This is a genomic window from Labedaea rhizosphaerae (assembly GCF_004362825.1).
Lineage (GTDB): Bacteria > Actinomycetota > Actinomycetes > Mycobacteriales > Pseudonocardiaceae > Labedaea > Labedaea rhizosphaerae.
Map to the genome: position 1 here is coordinate 380,988 of NZ_SNXZ01000005.1, position 17,181 is coordinate 398,168.

Here is a 17,181-nt window from a genome sequence, read left to right on the forward strand (position 1 = left end):
TCGGTGACATGAAGCTCACGGCTCTCGCGGTACTGCTGCTCGCCCTGGCGGCCTGCAACCCAGGCGAGGACCTGCCGGGCCCGTCGTCCGGCGCGAAGCACTCGGCCACGATGCCGAACCTGGTCGGGTCGAACCTGCAGAAGGCGCAGGACAAGATCCAAGATCTGCTCAACGACCCGATGTACCTGACTACCTCGCATGATGCGACGGGCCAGAAGCGTCAGCAGATCGACGACTCGAACTGGAAGGTGTGCACCCAGAACGTGCCCGCCGGCCAGCAGATCGGCATGAAGTCGACCATTGACTTCGGCGCCGTCAAGAACAACGAGTCCTGCCCGTAACGCGAACAGGGGTATCTCCGACGTTTCGTGGCGTGACTCCGAAAATCGGCAAACTCGCAATCTGCGCCGCAGCCCTGGCATTGTTGGCGGCTTGTGGACAAAAACCGGACGATGGCGGCCCCACTTCGCCTGGTGACGCAATTACCACGACCGAGTCGAGCACCGCCACCGACGACACCTCCGAGAGCGCGGAGGAGACTACATCGGCGCCGGTCGCAGCGGCTCCATCGCACTGGAAGATGCCCAACCTGGTCGGCAAGAACCTCCAAGCGGCTCAGGACGAAATGCAGTCCGTCACCGGGAATCCGGTTTTCATCACCACTTCCCACGACGCCACTGGCGCGGGTCGGCACCAAGTGCTCGATCGGAACTGGAAGGTGTGCTCGCAAAACGTCGCGCCGGGCAAGACTTTCAGCGAGGAGACGAAAATCGACTTCGGCGCCGTGAAGAACGACGAGTCCTGCCCGTAACGCGCATTCTGCGCGTGTCCCCTCTTCCGCCACCGCGTGTCCCCGCCTCCGATACGCGCACCCCTCATCAACGCGGGACTCGCCCAGCCGGAACGGGGGACACACCCGGCCGGAACGGGGACACACCCAGCCGGAACAGGGGACACACCCGGTCGGAACGGGGGACACGCCCGGAGGGTCAGGCGGGCACGGGCGTGGGATGGCGCATGGAAGTGCCTGCCAGCAGTAGGAAGCCGGCCAGGGCGTAGAGGCTGATCTGCGCGTTCAGCAGCACCGATATCGGTAGCACGCCGACCAAAGCACCCGAAGCCAGCATCCCGATCCCCTGTGCCCCATCGCTGATCGCCTGGAACCCGCCCATGGCCTTGCCCAGCTGCCGCGGGTCGGCCGAGCGTTGCAGCAGGGCCAGCAACGCCGAGATCCCGGTCACCGCGGGCGCACCGATGGCCGCGAACAGTCCGATGTAGACCCACAACGCGGTCGTCAGGTACGGCCCGTTCCAGCCGAGCACGCCGATCAACGCGAAGACCAGCAGGCTCCCACCCGCCAGCACCTTGTCGCCCATCCGGCGCGCCAGCCACCCGGCGATCAACCCGCCGGCCAGCCCGCCGATCGCCTGAACCCCGCGCAGCAGCCCGGTTTCCGCCTCTCCCGCACCGAGCACGTCGGTCACGTAGAAGACGAACAACGCCACGAACATGCCTTGCGCCAGACCGAGAAGCCCGGCGATGATGGCCACCGGCCGCAACGGCCCGGGCGCCAGCACCACCCGCAAACCGTCAGTCCACTGTCGCCACCACTTGCCGAACGGCGGGCGCTCCCCCGCGCCGGACACCGGCATCCCCCGCCGCGGCGCCATCAACGCGGCCACCACGAGGAACGACAACGCATCCGCGAGCACGACCCCGTGGATCCCCCACACCTGGAGCACCACGCCACCGAGCGGCCCACCGAGCAGGCGCCCCATGCTGCTCGCGAACCCGATCAGCCCGTTCGCGCCCGCCAGCTGGTCCGGCTCGACCAGCACCGGCACCAAGGCGTTCTTCGCCGGTTCGAACACCGCCGCCAGCGCTGCCTGCGCACCGGTCACGACGAGCACCAGCCACAGCCGGTCCGGCCCGTCGACCGCGAGCAGGGGCAGCAGCAACGCCGCCTGCGCGACGCTGACCCACACGATCATGCGACGCCGGTCCCACCGGTCGGCGAGCACGCCGCCGATCGGGGCGCACACAACGCTCGGCAGCAGGCCGAGCATGAACGTGACCGCGGTGATCAACGGCGAGCCGGTCAGGCCCAGCACGAACAGCGGCAAACTGATGTGCAGCAACCAATCGCCGGTCTCCGACAGCATGCCGCCCAACCAAAGCCGGGCGAACGCCGGTCTGCGCAACGGGCCGCTCATGCGATCGTCCCGCCGTCCACGTCCATGCGCGGGAGCGCCTGCAGCCCGACGTCCACCACCGCCGCGCCGGCCGGGGCGTCCGAGCGGATCACGGCGACGTACGGGCGCAGCATCCGGTCGATGGCCTCGACCAGCTCGGTCAGCTCCTCGGGCGTGACGCGCAGGCCGTACCGGTTGAGGCCGACCGCGTTCTGCCACGTCGCCGGCAGCGACGCCCGGTGGTCGAGGTAGCGCTGGGCAAGGCGTTGCTGGTCGGCGAGCTGCGCGGCGGCCACCGCCGACTGCGCCGAGAACGTCGCCGAGTCGGTGGGCGAGCCGTATTCGATGCCGACCTCGGTGGCCCGCCACGGCCGCTCACGCCCGTCCGCGCCCTCGACCCGCTCGACGAAGCCAAGCCCGGCCAGGTGCCGCAGGTGCCAGCTGCAGTTCGACGGGCTGGACCCGACCTCGGCGGCGCACTCGCTGGCGGTGCGCGGACCGACGGACATCAAGTACGACAGCAGCGACGTGCGCAGCGGGTGCGCCATCGCCCGCATGACTTCGACGTCCCGAACCCGACGCCGCTGAGGCAGCTCCGCCATCTGAAAGCATCCTTTCGAAAGTTCTCTTTCAGATTGCGCGTCCGTCGACTCGTTGTCAAGACGGCAGAACCGCAGCGACGAGGACCCGCTGGCCGCCGGCGGTCTATAACAAGATCACCCGGTCGACCAGGAGGCAGAGTTCGGCCTGGCCGGTGACCCGCGTGGCAAGCTCGCCTCCTTGGGTCTCGGCCAGGCCAGGATCTCCGCCTTGTTGAGCCGTCAGGCCTGCCTGCCGAGGGTTTCCTCGGGACCCGCACCGGGGCGGGTCCACTGCGGCACCGGGCGGCTGGTCGGGCCCCAGCCGGGATTCCCGTCCGCGTCCGAGCGCCAGTACCAGCAGGCGGCGTTGCCCTCGGGCCAGCCGTCGGGGTTGTCCTGCCACGCCTCGCGACGGCCGTAGGGCGTCATGTCGAGCAAGGCGAACGAGGCGTTGGCTGCCTCGACGCCCCGCCCGGTCGTCGAGTAGGTGAGGAACACGCGGTCGCCGTCGCGCAGGAAGAACGCGAACTCGCCCATGTCGCCGCCGACCGGCGCGGCCACGTCACGCACCGAGTACCAGGGCTGGGTGTAGCCCATGAACTCGACGAACGCGGCCACCTCGGCCCACCGGCCCGTGGTCACGACGGCGAACGAGACCCCGCGGGCGTTGAGGTAGACGGCGTCCTTCAAGTTCCAGATCACGTCGGTGCAGCCCTCGCACTGCCCCTGGTGCGGCGCGCCGTCGTACCACATGTGCTTGTAGAGCACGAGCTCGTCGCGGCCCTGGAACAGGTCCAGGAACGGGACCGCGCCGTCCGGTCCGACGACCTCGACCGTCGCGTCGAACTCGACCATCGGCAGCCGCCTGCGGGCCGCGGCGATGGCGTCGCCCGCACGGGTGTGGGCCTTCTCGCGGACCAGGAGCTCGTCGCGGGCGGCCTGCCAGGTGGCCAGGTCGGTCACGGGCGGCTGAGCGGTGCTCGTCATGGTGTCCTCCGGGTTCGTCGTCCCTGCACGACCTATGACGAACCCGGAGACGTCATTTCGACATCGCGCCCGAACTTTGTCAGAGGTCGATGCCCAGGAGCGCGTCCACGGCGACCCGGATCTGACCTGGCGCCTGCTCGTCGTCCCCGCGCTGCGCCGCCCACGCGTCCAGCGCCGCCAGCGCGCCGACGGTGTCGAGGTCGTCGGAGAGGTGATCACGCACCCGCGCGATCACGTCGTCCGCGGGGGCCCCGGACGAAGCGGTGACCGCGTCGCGCCACCGAGCCAGGCGGGCCTCGGCCGAAGCCAGCACGTCGGCGGTCCACGCCCGGTCGGAGCGGTAGTGCCCCGACAGCAGCGCCAACCGGATCGCCGCCGGGTCCACGCCGTCGGCACGCAGCCGTGACACGAAGACCAGGTTCCCGCGCGACTTGGACATCTTCTCGCCGTCCAGGCCGATCATGCCCGCGTGCACGTAGTGCCGGGCGAAGGGGAACTCCCCGGTCAACGCCTCGGCGTGCGCCGCGCTGTACTCGTGGTGCGGGAACGCCAGGTCCGAGCCGCCGCCCTGCAGGTCGATGCCCATGCCCAGGCGGTTGCGCGCGATGACGCTGCACTCGACGTGCCAGCCCGGCCGGCCGGGACCGAGGTCGCTCGGCCACGACGGTTCGCCCTCGCGTGCCGTGCGCCAGAGCAGCGCGTCCAGCGGGTGGCGCTTGCCGGGACGATCGGGGTCTCCCCCACGCTCGCCGAACAGCTCCAGCATGGTCGGCTCGTCGTAGTTCGACTCGTAGCCGAACCGGCCGCTGGCGTTGTGGTCGTAGTACACGTCCGGGTGCTCGTCGTCGTCGACGCGGTACGCGGCACCGGACGCGATCAGCTTGCCGACCGCCTCCACGATCTCCGGGATGGCCTCGACCGCGCCGATGTAGTCCTGGGGCGGCAGCACGCGCAGCGCGGTCATGTCCTCGCGGAACAGGGCGGTCTCCCGCATGGCCAGCACCCGCCAGTCGCCGTGGTCGCGCTCGGCCCGCTCGAGCAGCGGGTCGTCGACGTCGGTGACGTTCTGCACGTAGTGCACGGCGTGGCCGTTGTCCCGCCAGATCCGGTGGACCAGGTCGAAGGCGAGGTACGTGGCGGCGTGCCCGAGGTGCGTGGCGTCGTACGGCGTGATGCCGCAGACGTACATCGACGCGGTCTCGCCGGGCGCGGTGGGCCGGATCTGCTGGGACGCGGTGTCGTAGAGCCGCAGCGGGCGGGGTGTGCCCGGGACGCGCGGGACCGGAGGAGAAGGCCAGGACTGCATGACTGCGACCCTAAACGTCCGATGAGCCGGGCGTCGCGCAGCAGCCGTGAACTCGATCTCAGCGAGCGGCCAAGAGTGGGGTAAGGGCAGCGCCGACGAGGGGTATCGATGACGGACAGCACCGAAGAGGACGACGCCGCGGTGATCAACCGGTCGCGCGCGGCACCGGAGGCGTTCGCGGCGATCTTCGACCGGCATGCCGCCGACGTGCACCACTACCTCGCACGCCGCACCGGCGCCGAGCGCGCGGACGACCTCGTCGCGGAGACGTTCGTGATCGCGTTCCGCCGCCGCGCGGACTTCGACACGACGCACCGCAGCGCGCGGCCGTGGCTCTACGGCATCGCGACCCGGCTGCTGAGCCAGCACTGGCGTGACACCGAGCGGCGCGACCGGCTGCACGCGCGAAGCCTGCCGGAGCTGCCCGCAGAGAGCCCGGACGAACGAGCTGTCAACGCCGCGGCCGCCGCTTACCTGCGTGGGCCGGTCGGCCGGGCGTTGCGCGGGCTCTGCGCCGGTGACCTCGACGTGCTGCTGCTCGTGGCGTGGGAGCAGCTGACCTACGACGAGGTCGCGGCCGCGCTCGACCTGCCGGTCGGCACCGTCCGGTCCCGGCTGCACCGCGCCCGCAAGCAGGTCCGCGACGCCCTCGCCGCGGCCGACATGGAGGAGATCCGATGAACGAACTGGACATGATCGGCGAGGTCAACGCGGACGAACCGCGCGCGGGCACGCCGCGGCTCGCCACCGCACGCGAGCGCCTGATGGCCACGATCGCGCACGAGCCGCCCGCCCTCGAGCACAAGCGCAAGCACCGCAAGGTGCGCGTGGCCAGCTGGACGACGGTCGGCGTCGCCGCCGCGGCGGCTGCCGTGGTCGCGCTCGTCGGCGCGCCCACGCCCAGCGGACCCACGCCCAGCGGACCCACGCCCAGCGGACCCACGCCCAGCGGCCCGGCACCGGTGAACGCGGCCTTCGTGCTCAACCAGGCCGCCGACCAAGCGATCCACCAGAAGGACGAGCCGATTCACCCGGGCCAATACCGCTACGTGTCGGAGCACATCTCGGCGGTCGGCATGGGCTTGAACGGGCCGAAGACCGTCTTCGCGTGGCGCGAGCACGACGTGGAGACCACGTGGGTGCCCTACGACCAGTCCGGCACCTGGACCAAGGACATGCGCCAGGTCGGTCCGTTCGAGGTGCTCGTGGACGATGGCGCGACCCCCCAGGACAAGGCGGCGATGACGTCGCACTACCCGCACGGCAGGCTGATCGGGCGCTGCGGCGACTTCTTCAGCCCCGACAAGGACTCGAACCCGTGCGGTCGCCCGTTCGACGACAAGCAGCTCACCTCGGCGATGATCGCCACGATTCCGCGTGACCCGCACAAGCTGCTCACGGACAAGTACCTCGGCACCAACGCTGGACCAGCGCTGTCGCGCACCATCACGTGGCTGCGCAGCGGGCTGGTGCCCGGTGATCTCCGTGCCGCCATCTACCGGGCGCTGGCGATGGTGCCGGGCATCGAGATCACCGACAACGTCGCCAACCTGGACGGGCATCGCGGTGTCGCGTTCGGCGCGGACACCGCGGGCTACCGCACCGACATCGTGATCGACCCGGCCACCGGCCAGTACATCGGCTTCCGCGAGGTGGACGACGGCACGCTGGGCATGCCGAAGGGCACGGTGCACGATTCCAGCTCGATGGTGACCGGTGTGGTCGACAAGGTCGGCCAGGTGCCCGGGCACTGAACCGCCGCAGTGGGCCACCGCAAGCCCTGGTGCCCGGCTCGCTAAGAGCCGGGCACCAGGGCGTCGGTGTCACGGCAGCGGGATGCGCACCACCTGCGGTTCGTGATCACTCGCCTGCGTGGCGAACTCGCTGTTGACGTGCACCACGTCGTAGGCGTACGCCTTCGCCGCGAGCGCGGGCGACAGCAGGATGTGGTCGAGCACCTGCGAGTTGCCCTCGTAGACGTAGGTGTACCGCTCCGCGATCGGCAACGTGGCCGGCAGGTCGGTCAACGCACCACCCGAGGTGAGGATGGACGCCGTCTGCGAGAAGTCGTAGTCGTTGAGGTCACCGAGCACGACCACGGCGGCGTTCGGGTCGACCGCCCGGATGCCGTCGACGAACCCGCGCACGAGCGTCGCCTGGCTGTGCCGTTGGGTCTCCGAGGACGCCACCGGCGGCTGGTCCACGCCGAACACCGGGTCGTCGCCGCCCTTGGAGTTGAAGTGGTTGGCGATGACGAAGACCTTCTTGCCCTGCCAGGTGAACTCGCCGGCCAGCGGCTTGCGGCTGGCGTTCCACGCCGAGTTCGCCGGGTCGATCCGGCCCGGTGAGTACTTCAGCGACGGCACGCCGCCCGTGTTGACCACCGAGTCGGCCGTCGTGGACGTGCCGCCCGGACGGTCGACGAAGGCCAGCCCGCGGTCGGTGCGGAAGAGCAGCACCGAGCGGATATTGCCGCCCGGCTGGCCGCCGTCGGCGTCGTTGACCGGGTCGATCTCGCGCCAGGTGTAGGCCGGTCCGCCCGCCGCGCTGATCGCCGACACCAGCTTGGTCAGCGTCTGGTCGGCGGCGACCACCCCGTTGTCGGTCGCGCCGCTGTTGTCCTGGATCTCTTCCAGGGCAACAAGATCCGGCGACTTCAGGTTGCCCACGAGGATGCTCGCCAGCTTGTCGAACTTGGCCTGTGCGTCGGTCGGCGCCAGGTTCTCCACGTTGAACGTCGCCACGGCCAACTGGCCCGCGGTGGGCGTCGCGGTGCTCTCCGGCTGCAGGTTGCCCGCGGTCTTCGACGGCGACGCGGTGGCCTTCAGCTCGAAGTTGCCGAAGCTGTAGTCGAGCACGCCGAGGACCTTGGTGTAGCTGTCGCCGACGTTCGCGCTCGGCACGGTGGTCAGGTCGTCGGTGACGATCACCCGCTCCGGGTTGAAGTCGTTTGCCTGCGTGACGATTCCGCCCCGGTTGGTGCGCACGCCACTGCCCGGCGGCACGACCGCCGTCTCGCCGTAGGAGTTGGTCGGGCCGACCACGGCGGCGTTGTCGATCTCCAGCCGCATGCCCTCCATCGACTCCCAGAAGTCGATGCCGTCGGTGGCCGGGTCGAACGTGCCGCTGGTCTCGACGTTGCCGGTGGCGTCGTTCTCGATCACCGAGGCGGGCGGCACGCGGCCGCCGGAGCCGACCATCGTCGCCGCGGGCAGCGCCGCGTTGTGAGCGGTCACGGTGACCGTCGGGCCGGTCAGCTCGGTGGTGGTCAGGTTGGTGGCCGTACTCGCCGGGCGGTACTCGCTGACGGTGGCGGAGACGGTGACCGAGTCCGCGACGGCGACGCTCGGCGCCGAGGACGTGAACACGTAGACGGCCTCACTGGTGGCCGGGTCCGCATCCGGGGCCGGGTCCTGCATCCAGAACCCGGTCGTGGTCTTCGCGGTCACCACACCAGGCACGTTCGTGACCGCCTGGCCCGAGAACGGGGAGAGGTGGCTGCGGCCCTGGATGTCGTGGATGCGGGTGCCGCCGGTGCCGGTGCTGGAGTTGCGCGGGGTCGGCGCTGCCACGGCGAAGTCACCGGCATTGTTGTCGGTGTCGGTGGCGCCACCGTTCTTGCGTTGCGCGGCGGTGGTGTTCGACAGGTTCGGCGTCGGGCTGCCCTCGTACGAGCTGGCCGTGCTGCCGTAGCCGACGAAGTCGCGCACGCCCGAGGCGGTCGCGCAGCCGGTGCTGCAGGTCAGCGCCGTGCCGCCTGCGACAAGGGCGACCTTGCCCGCGGTGGCGCTCATGGCGATGGTGCCGGACACGTCCGGCGTGGGTAAGGCGGCCCCGCTGGTGCCGCCGCTCGCCTCCGCCACCAGGTAGTAGTGCCCCGGCGCGATCGTGCCGGAGAGCGTCGTGCGCGACCAGCTCGATCCGCTCGCCGAGGCGTACTGCACGGTCCATCCGGTCACGGTGACGGTGGACGTACCTTTGTTGAACAATTCGACATAATCGCGTGAATAGGGTGAACCGGCATTTCCGCCACCGCCGTACACGCCGCTGACCACGATGGTGGTGGAGGCCGCGTCGGCCTCCTGGGTCACCACGACGAGGCCGCCGACCAGGGCGGCAGCGCCGAGGGACGCGAGCACCAGCCCGCGTCGTGGACGCCATCCGAGCCGTCGCATGGGTGTTCTCCCGACTTTTGTGGGTGCTGGAAACGAAGGCGTTGGGGGTTCGCCGATCGTCCAGAAGACGGGACAACAATTTTCCGTCGCGCACCAGCGACCGAATGGAGCATTCACAGTCGGGCTGTGGCGGGCATCACATCGAACCCGGACAACGGGCTCAGGTCAACCAAAGCGTGGGAAAGAACACGTCCGGCTGACGATGTTGCGCGGCAACGCCTGGTTCACACTACTGTCACAAGACACCCGGCGAACCCGGGGTGAACCGACGCGAGGCGACCGCAGGGGCCACCACACCCTGGGCGACGGCCTCGCCGGCCACACGACGAGGTGTTCGGCCACCCGCACGATGACGTGCGTTCAGTGAGGACTGTTCAAAGCTCGCCCCTGGCGCCGAAAAGCCACGGTGTACCGATGTGGTCAGGCAAGGCGCCGGGCTCCTTCGAACAGCCCTCATTCCTAGCGCGGCGTTCGACGCAGCCGGTGGATGGTGCCCACCTCCCATTCGGTGTCGCTGCTGCGCGCGAACAGAAATGGGAGGGCCGCCGGCTGTGACCGCTCACGACCCCCGCATTGGTGGTCTCTACGACCCCGCCTACGAACACGACGCCTGTGGTGTCGCGTTCGTCGCCGACCTCGCGGGACGCCGCGACCACGGCATCGTCCGCAAGGCCCTGACCGCGCTGGCCAACCTGGAACACCGCGGGGCCCGCGGCGCCGAGCCGGAAACCGGTGACGGCGCCGGGCTGCTCATCCAGGTCCCCGACGACTTCTTCCGCGCGGTCGTCCCGTTCGACCTGCCCGCCACCGGCGGGTACGCGGTCGGCACGGCCTTCCTGCCCACCGACGAGGACCAGCGCGCCGCGGCGGTCGCCGCCGTCGAGCGCATCGCCGCCGAGGAGCACGCGGTCGTGCTCGGCTGGCGCGACGTCCCGGTGGACACCAGGCACGTCGGCCGGATCGCCGCGTCCACGATGCCGCACTTCGCCCAGGTGTTCATCGCACCCCCAAAAGAACCAACACAGTCGCCTGTGGACGATCCGCTCGCCCTGGAGCGCCTGGCTTTCTGCGTGCGCAAGCGCGCGGAGCACGCCGCTGACGTCTACTTCCCGAGCCTGTCGGCCCGCACGATCGTCTACAAGGGGATGCTGACCGAGCCGCAGCTGAGCAAGTTCTTCCCCGACCTCGCCGACGAGCGGGTCACCAGCTCGATCGGCCTCGTGCACTCGCGGTTCTCCACCAACACGTTCCCGTCGTGGCCACTGGCCCACCCGTACCGCTTCATCGCCCACAACGGCGAGATCAACACCTTACGCGGCAACAGGAACTGGATGGACGCCCGCGAGTCCATGATGGACAGCGAGCTGATCCCCGGTGACCTCGAGCGGCTCTTCCCGATCATCACCCGCGATGCCAGCGACTCGGCGTCCTTCGACGAGGTGCTCGAGCTGCTGCACCTGGCCGGGCGGTCGCTGCCGCACGCCGTGCTGATGATGATCCCGGAGGCGTGGGAGAACCACGACGAGATGGACCCGGCCCGCCGGGCGTTCTACGAGTTCCACTCCACGCAGATGGAGCCGTGGGACGGCCCCGCGCTGGTCGCGTTCACCGACGGCACCCAGATCGGCGCCGTGCTCGACCGCAACGGCCTGCGCCCCGCGCGGTACTGGGTCACCGAGGACGGCCTGGTCGTGCTCGCCTCCGAGGTGGGCGTGCTCGACCTCGACCCGGCGTCGATCGTGCGCAAGGGCCGGCTGGAGCCGGGCCGGATGTTCCTGGTGGACACCGCGGCCGGGCGGATCGTCGACGACGACGAGATCAAGGGCGAGCTCGCCGCCGCGCACCCGTACGACGAATGGGTCCGCAAGGGACTGTTGCGGTTGGACGAGCTGCCGGTGCGCGAGCGGGAGATCTTCTCGTCGGCGTCGCTGGTGCGCAGGCAGCAGGCCTTCGGCTACACCGAGGAGGAGCTGAGCCTGCTGCTCGAGCCCATGGCCCGCACGGGCGCGGAGCCGATCGGCTCGATGGGCAACGACGCGCCACTGGCCCCGCTGTCGGCCAACCAGCGCGGCCTCTTCGACTACTTCAGCCAGCTCTTCGCCCAGGTCACCAACCCGCCGCTGGACGCGATCCGCGAGGAACTGGTCACCTCGCTCGAAGCGCAACTGGGCGCCGAGCCGAACCTGCTGACCGACGCCGCGAGCTCGTGCCGGCGGATCGTGCTGCCGTTCCCGGTGCTGGACAACGACCAGCTCGCCAAACTGGTGCACATCAACGACGACGGGCAGTACCCGGAGTTCGCGTCGGTGACCGTGCACGGCGTCTACGACGTGCGGGGTGGCGGCGACGCGCTGCGCAGGCGGCTGGCCGAGATCCGGCGCGAGGTGTCGGCCGCGATCGTCGGCGGCGCCAGGCTGATCATCCTGTCCGACCGCGGCGTCGACCAGAACCTGGCGCCGATCCCCTCGCTGCTGCTCACCGGCGCGGTGCACCACCACCTCGTGCGGGAGAAGACCCGCACGCAGGCCGGTCTCATCGTCGAGTCCGGCGACGCCCGCGAGGTGCATCACATCGCGTTGCTCATCGGGTACGGCGCGGCCGCGGTGAACCCGTACCTGGCGATGGCGACGGTCGAGGAGCTGGCGCTGACCGGGAAGCTCGCCACCGACGCGGCTTCGGCCACCAAGAACCTGATCAAGGCGCTGGGCAAGGGCGTGCGCAAGACCATGTCCAAGATGGGCGTCTCGACGGTGGCGTCCTACACCGGTGCGCAGATCTTCGAGGCGATCGGGCTGGGCCGCGAGGTCGTCGACAGCTGCTTCACCGGCACGACTTCCAAGCTCGGCGGCGTCGGCTTCGATGTGCTGGCCCAGGAAGTGGCGCAGCGGCACCGGCGGGCGTTCCCGGTCGACGGTGTGCGCGCGACGCACCGCGAGCTCGCCACGGGCGGGGACTACCAGTGGCGGCGCGAGGGCGAGCCGCACCTGTTCAACCCGACCACGGTGTTCAAGCTGCAGCACTCGACCCGGTCGGGCCGCTACGAGGTCTTCAAGGAGTACACGAAGGCCGTCGACGACCAGTCCGCGAAGCTGATGACGCTGCGCGGGCTCTTCGAGTTCAAGCGGGGTGTGCGGGCGCCGGTGCCGATCGAGGAGGTCGAACCGGTCTCGGAAATCGTCAAGCGGTTCGGCACCGGGGCGATCTCCTACGGCTCGATCTCCCAGGAGATGCACGAAACCCTTGCCATCGCGATGAACCGGCTGGGCGGCAAGTCCAACACCGGGGAGGGCGGCGAGGACCCGGACCGGCTCTACGACCCGGAACGCCGCTCGGCCATCAAGCAGGTCGCGAGTGGCCGGTTCGGCGTCACCAGCGAGTACCTGGTCAACGCCGACGACCTGCAGATCAAGATGGCGCAGGGCGCGAAGCCCGGCGAGGGCGGGCAGCTGCCCGGGCCGAAGGTGTACCCGTGGATCGCGAAGACGCGGCACTCCACGCCGGGTGTCGGCCTGATCTCGCCGCCACCGCACCACGACATCTACTCGATCGAGGACCTGGCGCAGCTGATCCACGACCTGAAGAACGCCAACCCGCGGGCACGCGTGCACGTGAAGTTGGTCAGCGAGGTCGGCGTCGGCACGGTCGCGGCCGGGGTGTCCAAGGCGCACGCCGACGTCGTGCTGATCTCCGGGCACGACGGGGGCACCGGCGCGTCGCCGCTGTCGTCGATCAAGCACGCGGGCGGGCCGTGGGAGCTCGGGCTCGCCGAGACGCAGCAGACGTTGCTGCGCAACAAGTTGCGTGACCGGATCGTCGTGCAGACCGATGGACAGCTCAAGACCGGGCGCGACGTGATGGTCGCGATGCTCCTCGGCGCCGAGGAGTTCGGCTTCGCCACCGCGCCGCTCGTGGTGTCGGGGTGCGTGATGATGCGTGTCTGCCACCTCGACACGTGCCCGGTCGGCGTGGCGACGCAGAACCCCGAGCTGCGCGCGAAGTTCAGCGGCAAGGCCGACTACGTGGTGAACTTCTTCGAGTTCATCGCCCAGGAAGTGCGCGAGAACCTCGCGGCGCTCGGCTTCCGATCGGTCGAGGAGGCCATCGGGCACGCCGAACTGCTGGACACGCGCAAGGCCGTCGACCACTGGAAGGCGTCCGGGTTGAACCTGGAGCCGATCTTCCACGTGCCGCCGCTGGAGCCCCGCGCCGCGCGACACCAGACCGTCAAGCAGGACCACGGGCTGGAGAAGGCGCTGGACAACACGCTGATCCAGCTGGCCGAGGGCGCACTGTCCACAGGCGACAAGGTGCGGCTGGAACTGCCGGTGCGCAACGTGAACCGGACCGTCGGCACCATGCTCGGGTCGGAGCTGACCCGGCGCTGGGGTGGCGAGGGCCTGCCCGACGACACCATCGACGTGACGTTCACCGGCACCGCGGGTCAGTCCTTCGGCGCGTTCCTGCCGCGCGGGATCACCCTGCGGCTGATCGGCGACGCCAACGACTACGTCGCGAAGGGGCTGTCCGGCGGGCGGATCACCGTGCGCCCGCACGAGGGTGTGCAGTTCGCCGCCGAAGACCACATCATCGCGGGCAACGTGATCGGGTACGGCGCCACGAGCGGCGAGATCTTCCTGCGCGGCCGCGTGGGTGAGCGGTTCTGCGTGCGGAACTCGGGTGCGCTCGCCGTCGTCGAGGGCGTCGGCGACCACGGCTGCGAATACATGACCGGCGGTCGCGTGGTCGTGCTCGGTTCGATCGGCCGCAACTTCGCGGCGGGCATGTCGGGTGGCATCGCCTACGTGCTCGACCTGCCGGGCCACCGGGTCAACCCGGAGATGGTGGACCTCGACCCGCTCGACGACGACGACCGGGCCTTCCTCGAAGAAGTGGTCGCCCGGCACGCGGCCGAGACCGACTCGGCGGTGGCGCACGCGCTGCTCGCCGACTGGGACCTCGCCGTCGAGCGGTTCGGCAAGGTCATGCCCAAGGACTACAAGCGTGTCCTGGCCGCGCAGGCCGCCGCCGAGCGCGACGGCCGGGACGTGGCGCAGGCGATCATGGAGGCCGCTCATGGCTGACCCCAAGGGTTTCCTTAGCACGACCCGAGAAGTCCCCCGGACTCGTCCGGTGTTCCTGCGGATCAAGGACTGGCGCGAGATCTACGAGGAGTTCGAGGCCGGCAAGATCGAGAAGCAGGCCGGGCGCTGCATGGACTGCGGGATCCCGTTCTGCCACCAGGGTTGCCCGCTCGGCAACCTCATCCCCGAGTGGAACACGCTGGCCTGGCGTGACGACTGGCAAGCGGCGGCCGAGCGCCTGCACGCGACGAACAACTTCCCGGAGTTCACGGGGACGTTGTGCCCGGCCCCGTGCGAGTCGGCGTGCGTCCTGGGCATCAACAACGACCCGGTGACCATCAAGCGCGTCGAGATCTCGATCATCGACCGCGCCTTCGCCGAAGGCTGGGTGACCCCGCGCCCGCCGGAGACCCGCACGGGTCACAAGGTCGCGGTGGTCGGCTCCGGCCCGACGGGGCTGGCGGCGGCCCAGCAGCTGACCCGCGCCGGGCACGACGTCGTGGTCTTCGAGCGTGCCGACAAGCCGGGTGGGCTGCTGCGCTACGGCATCCCCGAGTTCAAGATGGAGAAGCACCGGCTCGACCGGCGCATCGACCAGATGGTCGCGGAAGGCACCGAGTTCCGCACGGGCGTCGTCGTCGGCGAGGACGTGACGGCGGCCCAGCTCCGCAGCGAGTTCGACGCGGTGGTGCTGGCCGGCGGCGCGACCGCGTGGCGCGACCTCCCCATCCCCGGCCGCGAGCTCGACGGCGTGCACCAGGCGATGGAGTACCTGCCGCACGCCAACCGCGTGGCCGCCGGCACGCTGGAGCGCTCCCCCATCGACGCCGCGGGCAAGCACGTGGTCGTCATCGGCGGTGGGGACACCGGAGCGGACTGCGTCGGCACCGCGCACCGCCAGGGCGCGGCGTCGGTGACCCAGCTCGAGATCATGCCCCGCCCGCCCGAGGCCCGTTCGGACGCCCACCCGTGGCCGACCCACCCGATGATCTACCGGGTGTCGTCGGCCCACGAGGAGGGCGGTGAGCGCGTCTACTCGGTGTCGACGACGGAGTTCGTCGACGACGGCACCGGCCGCGTGAAGTCGTTGCGGGTGGCCGAAGTCCGCAACGAAGGCGGCCGCTTCGTGCCGGTGCCCGGTTCGGAGCGGGACCTGCCCGCGGACCTGGTCACCCTGGCCATGGGCTTCGTCGGGCCGGAGAAGGGTCGCCTGCTGACCGAGCTGGGCGTGACCTTCGACCCACGCGGCAACGTGGCCCGCGACGACTCGTTCGCCACGAACGTGGAGGGCGTGTTCTCCGCGGGCGACATGGGCCGGGGCCAGTCGTTGATCGTGTGGGCCATCGCCGAGGGCCGCTCCGCCGCCGCCGCGGTCGACCAGTACCTCACCGGCCGCACCGTGCTGCCGTCCCCGATCGCGCCGACCGACCGGCCGATCGCCTAGAGGACCGGGTCCGGGGGCGAGCGGCAACGGCGCCGCTCACCTCCGGGCCTTCCCCTCTTCCTGCTTCGAGAGAAGTGCTCGGGTTACGTCTTCCCGCGTCGCCGGGTGCCCTTCTGAGGTCCGCTGGTTGCCTTGCGGGGCAACGCTGAGGGGCAACACCCGGTGTCCGCGTAGCTGCACCTCGTCGGCGTTTTGATCACCGCGTCCGACCGTAGCCTACGGACGTGCCGTCCGGATTCGGTGCGGTGCGTGCCACGGCCTCGCAGCAGAGGGGACTTGTCGGATGTTGGACGATTACGCACGCCAAGCGCTCATCGCGGTCCCGCCGGATGTCCTGGGCAGTGACGTCGAGGCGTGGTTCCAGTTCGTTGCGGAGAACGTCGCCGACGAGAGCGGGAGTTCGCGCACCTGGGACGACTTCGCCGAGGCGCTGAAGAACTCGCCGGAGGCCGGGTCGTTCAGTCAGGCCGTGGACGTGTTCACCGAAGAAATGGCGCAATACAGCTCCGAGTGGCCCGGGATCGCCGATCAACTGGCTCAGGAGAGCACAGCGGAACTGGCGGCAGCCTACGCCGAAGCGCTGGCGGAGCCGGCCGCAGCTGAGCAGCAGAGCCCGGGTGAGTTGTGGGCCCAGCTCGTGGCCGACGGCGGCGACTGGTCGGCCTGGGATGGCAGCGAAGCAGGCTGGGCGCAGTGGCGCGACTGGTTCTACAACGTCGCCGCGACCCGCGCCGGTGCGGAGGGCGAAGCGTTGGCCCGCCAGCAGATCGGCCCGATGGATGCCTTCCCGTTGCCCCAGCGGATCGCCGGCCTGGAACAGCAGGGCTTCACGGTCGGCCCGGCCGCGCGCGCCGCGGCGCAGGCGCCGGTCAAGCGTGACCCCGGCGAAGTGTGGGCCGAACTGGTGGCCGAGGGCGGCGACTGGTCCGCCTGGGACGGCAGCGAAGCAGGCTGGGCGCAGTGGCGCGACTGGTTCTACAACGTCGCCGCCACCCGGGCCGGTGCGGACGGCGAAGCGTTGGCCCGTCAGCAGATCGGCGGCCTGGAGGGTTCGCCGCTGGCCGAGCGGGTGATCGGCTTGCAGCAGCAAGGCTTCACGGTCACCGGCGCCGCGGCCGCGCTGGAGGCAACGCAGCAGCAGGCCCTCGCGACGGTCGACGGGCTGGTGACGGAGGACATCGACGGGATCATCGACGGCGCCCTGGCCGCGGTGAACATCGATTCGGCGCTCGCCGAAGGGATCAAGCCGTTGGTGCGGGAGCGGCTCGAGGCAACAGCGGCGGCTCAGCCCGAACTCTTCGCCGGACTCGGGGCGGAGGAGCTGGACAACCTGCGCAACCAGCTGCAGCAGGAACTCGTGGACGAGCTCCAAAGCGTCGTCACGCCCGCCGCCTGAACCCAGGCGAAACAACCCC

At 70.2% G+C, this 17,181-nt stretch carries 12 protein-coding genes; 7 read left to right on the forward strand and 5 right to left on the reverse strand.

Annotated elements, in window-relative coordinates; all coding sequences use genetic code 11:
- Positions 1-8 precede the first annotated feature (8 nt).
- Together EV186_RS28415 and EV186_RS39525 are read left to right on the forward strand one after the other, a co-directional pair.
- Positions 9-341, forward strand: coding sequence for a PASTA domain-containing protein (locus tag EV186_RS28415; RefSeq protein WP_133852512.1), 333 nt, complete (start codon positions 9-11; stop codon positions 339-341).
- Positions 342-373: 32 nt separating this feature from the next.
- The gene (locus tag EV186_RS39525; RefSeq protein WP_208115823.1) at positions 374-811 is read left to right on the forward strand and encodes a PASTA domain-containing protein; all 438 of its coding nucleotides are present in this window, start codon (positions 374-376) and stop codon (positions 809-811) included.
- Between the two features lie 178 nt (positions 812-989).
- Here EV186_RS39525 and EV186_RS28425 read toward each other — a convergent pair whose 3' ends face one another.
- From EV186_RS28425 to mshC, 4 genes are all read right to left on the reverse strand, one after another.
- Complete coding sequence (locus EV186_RS28425) at positions 990-2,213, reverse strand: MFS transporter (RefSeq protein ID WP_133852513.1); 1,224 nt, start codon at positions 2,211-2,213, stop codon at positions 990-992.
- On the reverse strand, positions 2,210-2,794 hold the full coding sequence (locus tag EV186_RS28430; protein WP_133852514.1) for an ArsR/SmtB family transcription factor: 585 nt from the start codon (positions 2,792-2,794) through the stop codon (positions 2,210-2,212). Before EV186_RS28430 ends, EV186_RS28425 begins: the two co-directional genes overlap by 4 nt.
- 219 nt (positions 2,795-3,013) lie before the next feature.
- Positions 3,014-3,760: a DUF899 family protein gene (locus tag EV186_RS28435; protein WP_133852515.1), complete on the reverse strand. Its 747-nt coding sequence runs from the start codon at positions 3,758-3,760 to the stop codon at positions 3,014-3,016.
- 79 nt (positions 3,761-3,839) lie between these two features.
- A complete protein-coding gene (gene mshC, locus EV186_RS28440) occupies positions 3,840-5,066 on the reverse strand; it encodes a cysteine--1-D-myo-inosityl 2-amino-2-deoxy-alpha-D-glucopyranoside ligase (RefSeq protein WP_133852516.1) in 1,227 nt (408 codons plus the stop codon).
- Positions 5,067-5,174: 108 nt separating this feature from the next.
- Here mshC and EV186_RS28445 point away from each other — a divergent pair, with 108 nt between their 5' ends.
- Both EV186_RS28445 and EV186_RS28450 read left to right on the forward strand, forming a co-directional pair.
- Positions 5,175-5,747, forward strand: a complete 573-nt coding sequence (locus tag EV186_RS28445; protein WP_133852517.1) for an RNA polymerase sigma factor — start codon at positions 5,175-5,177, stop codon at positions 5,745-5,747.
- Entirely contained in the window at positions 5,744-6,820 is a 1,077-nt protein-coding gene (locus EV186_RS28450; protein WP_133852518.1) for a CU044_5270 family protein, read from the forward strand. Before EV186_RS28445 ends, EV186_RS28450 begins: the two co-directional genes overlap by 4 nt.
- A gap of 69 nt (positions 6,821-6,889) precedes the next feature.
- On the opposite strand, the gene EV186_RS28455 is transcribed toward EV186_RS28450, so the two are convergent.
- Complete coding sequence (locus EV186_RS28455) at positions 6,890-9,241, reverse strand: lamin tail domain-containing protein (RefSeq protein WP_133852519.1); 2,352 nt, start codon at positions 9,239-9,241, stop codon at positions 6,890-6,892.
- 551 nt (positions 9,242-9,792) lie between these two features.
- Between EV186_RS28455 and gltB the strand changes: the two genes are divergently transcribed.
- The 3 genes from gltB to EV186_RS28470 all read left to right on the forward strand — a co-directional run bounded on the left by gltB (position 9,793) and on the right by EV186_RS28470 (position 17,162).
- On the forward strand, positions 9,793-14,322 hold the full coding sequence (gltB, locus tag EV186_RS28460) for a glutamate synthase large subunit (RefSeq protein WP_243754328.1): 4,530 nt from the start codon (positions 9,793-9,795) through the stop codon (positions 14,320-14,322).
- On the forward strand, positions 14,315-15,766 hold the full coding sequence (locus tag EV186_RS28465; protein ID WP_133852521.1) for a glutamate synthase subunit beta: 1,452 nt from the start codon (positions 14,315-14,317) through the stop codon (positions 15,764-15,766). The genes gltB and EV186_RS28465 overlap by 8 nt, the downstream gene beginning before the upstream one ends.
- Before the next feature lie 283 nt (positions 15,767-16,049).
- Positions 16,050-17,162 carry a hypothetical protein gene (locus EV186_RS28470; protein WP_133852522.1) on the forward strand — a complete coding sequence of 371 codons (1,113 nt, stop codon included), beginning with the start codon at positions 16,050-16,052 and terminating at the stop codon, positions 17,160-17,162.
- The last annotated feature ends 19 nt before the right edge of the window (positions 17,163-17,181 follow it).

Bases quoted from the DNA above. Each gene is read 5' to 3' on its own strand.
- mshC (WP_133852516.1), bottom strand. From the start codon at position 5,066: ATGCAGTCCTGGCCTTCTCCTCCGGTCCCGCGCGTCCCGGGCACACCC.
- EV186_RS28415 (WP_133852512.1), top strand. From the start codon at position 9: ATGAAGCTCACGGCTCTCGCGGTACTGCTGCTCGCCCTGGCGGCCTGC.
- EV186_RS28470 (WP_133852522.1), top strand. From the start codon at position 16,050: ATGTTGGACGATTACGCACGCCAAGCGCTCATCGCGGTCCCGCCGGAT.
- EV186_RS28450 (WP_133852518.1), top strand. From the start codon at position 5,744: ATGAACGAACTGGACATGATCGGCGAGGTCAACGCGGACGAACCGCGC.
- EV186_RS28445 (WP_133852517.1), top strand. From the start codon at position 5,175: ATGACGGACAGCACCGAAGAGGACGACGCCGCGGTGATCAACCGGTCG.
- EV186_RS28455 (WP_133852519.1), bottom strand. From the start codon at position 9,241: ATGCGACGGCTCGGATGGCGTCCACGACGCGGGCTGGTGCTCGCGTCC.
- EV186_RS28425 (WP_133852513.1), bottom strand. From the start codon at position 2,213: ATGAGCGGCCCGTTGCGCAGACCGGCGTTCGCCCGGCTTTGGTTGGGC.
- EV186_RS28435 (WP_133852515.1), bottom strand. From the start codon at position 3,760: ATGACGAGCACCGCTCAGCCGCCCGTGACCGACCTGGCCACCTGGCAG.
- EV186_RS28465 (WP_133852521.1), top strand. From the start codon at position 14,315: ATGGCTGACCCCAAGGGTTTCCTTAGCACGACCCGAGAAGTCCCCCGG.
- EV186_RS28430 (WP_133852514.1), bottom strand. From the start codon at position 2,794: ATGGCGGAGCTGCCTCAGCGGCGTCGGGTTCGGGACGTCGAAGTCATG.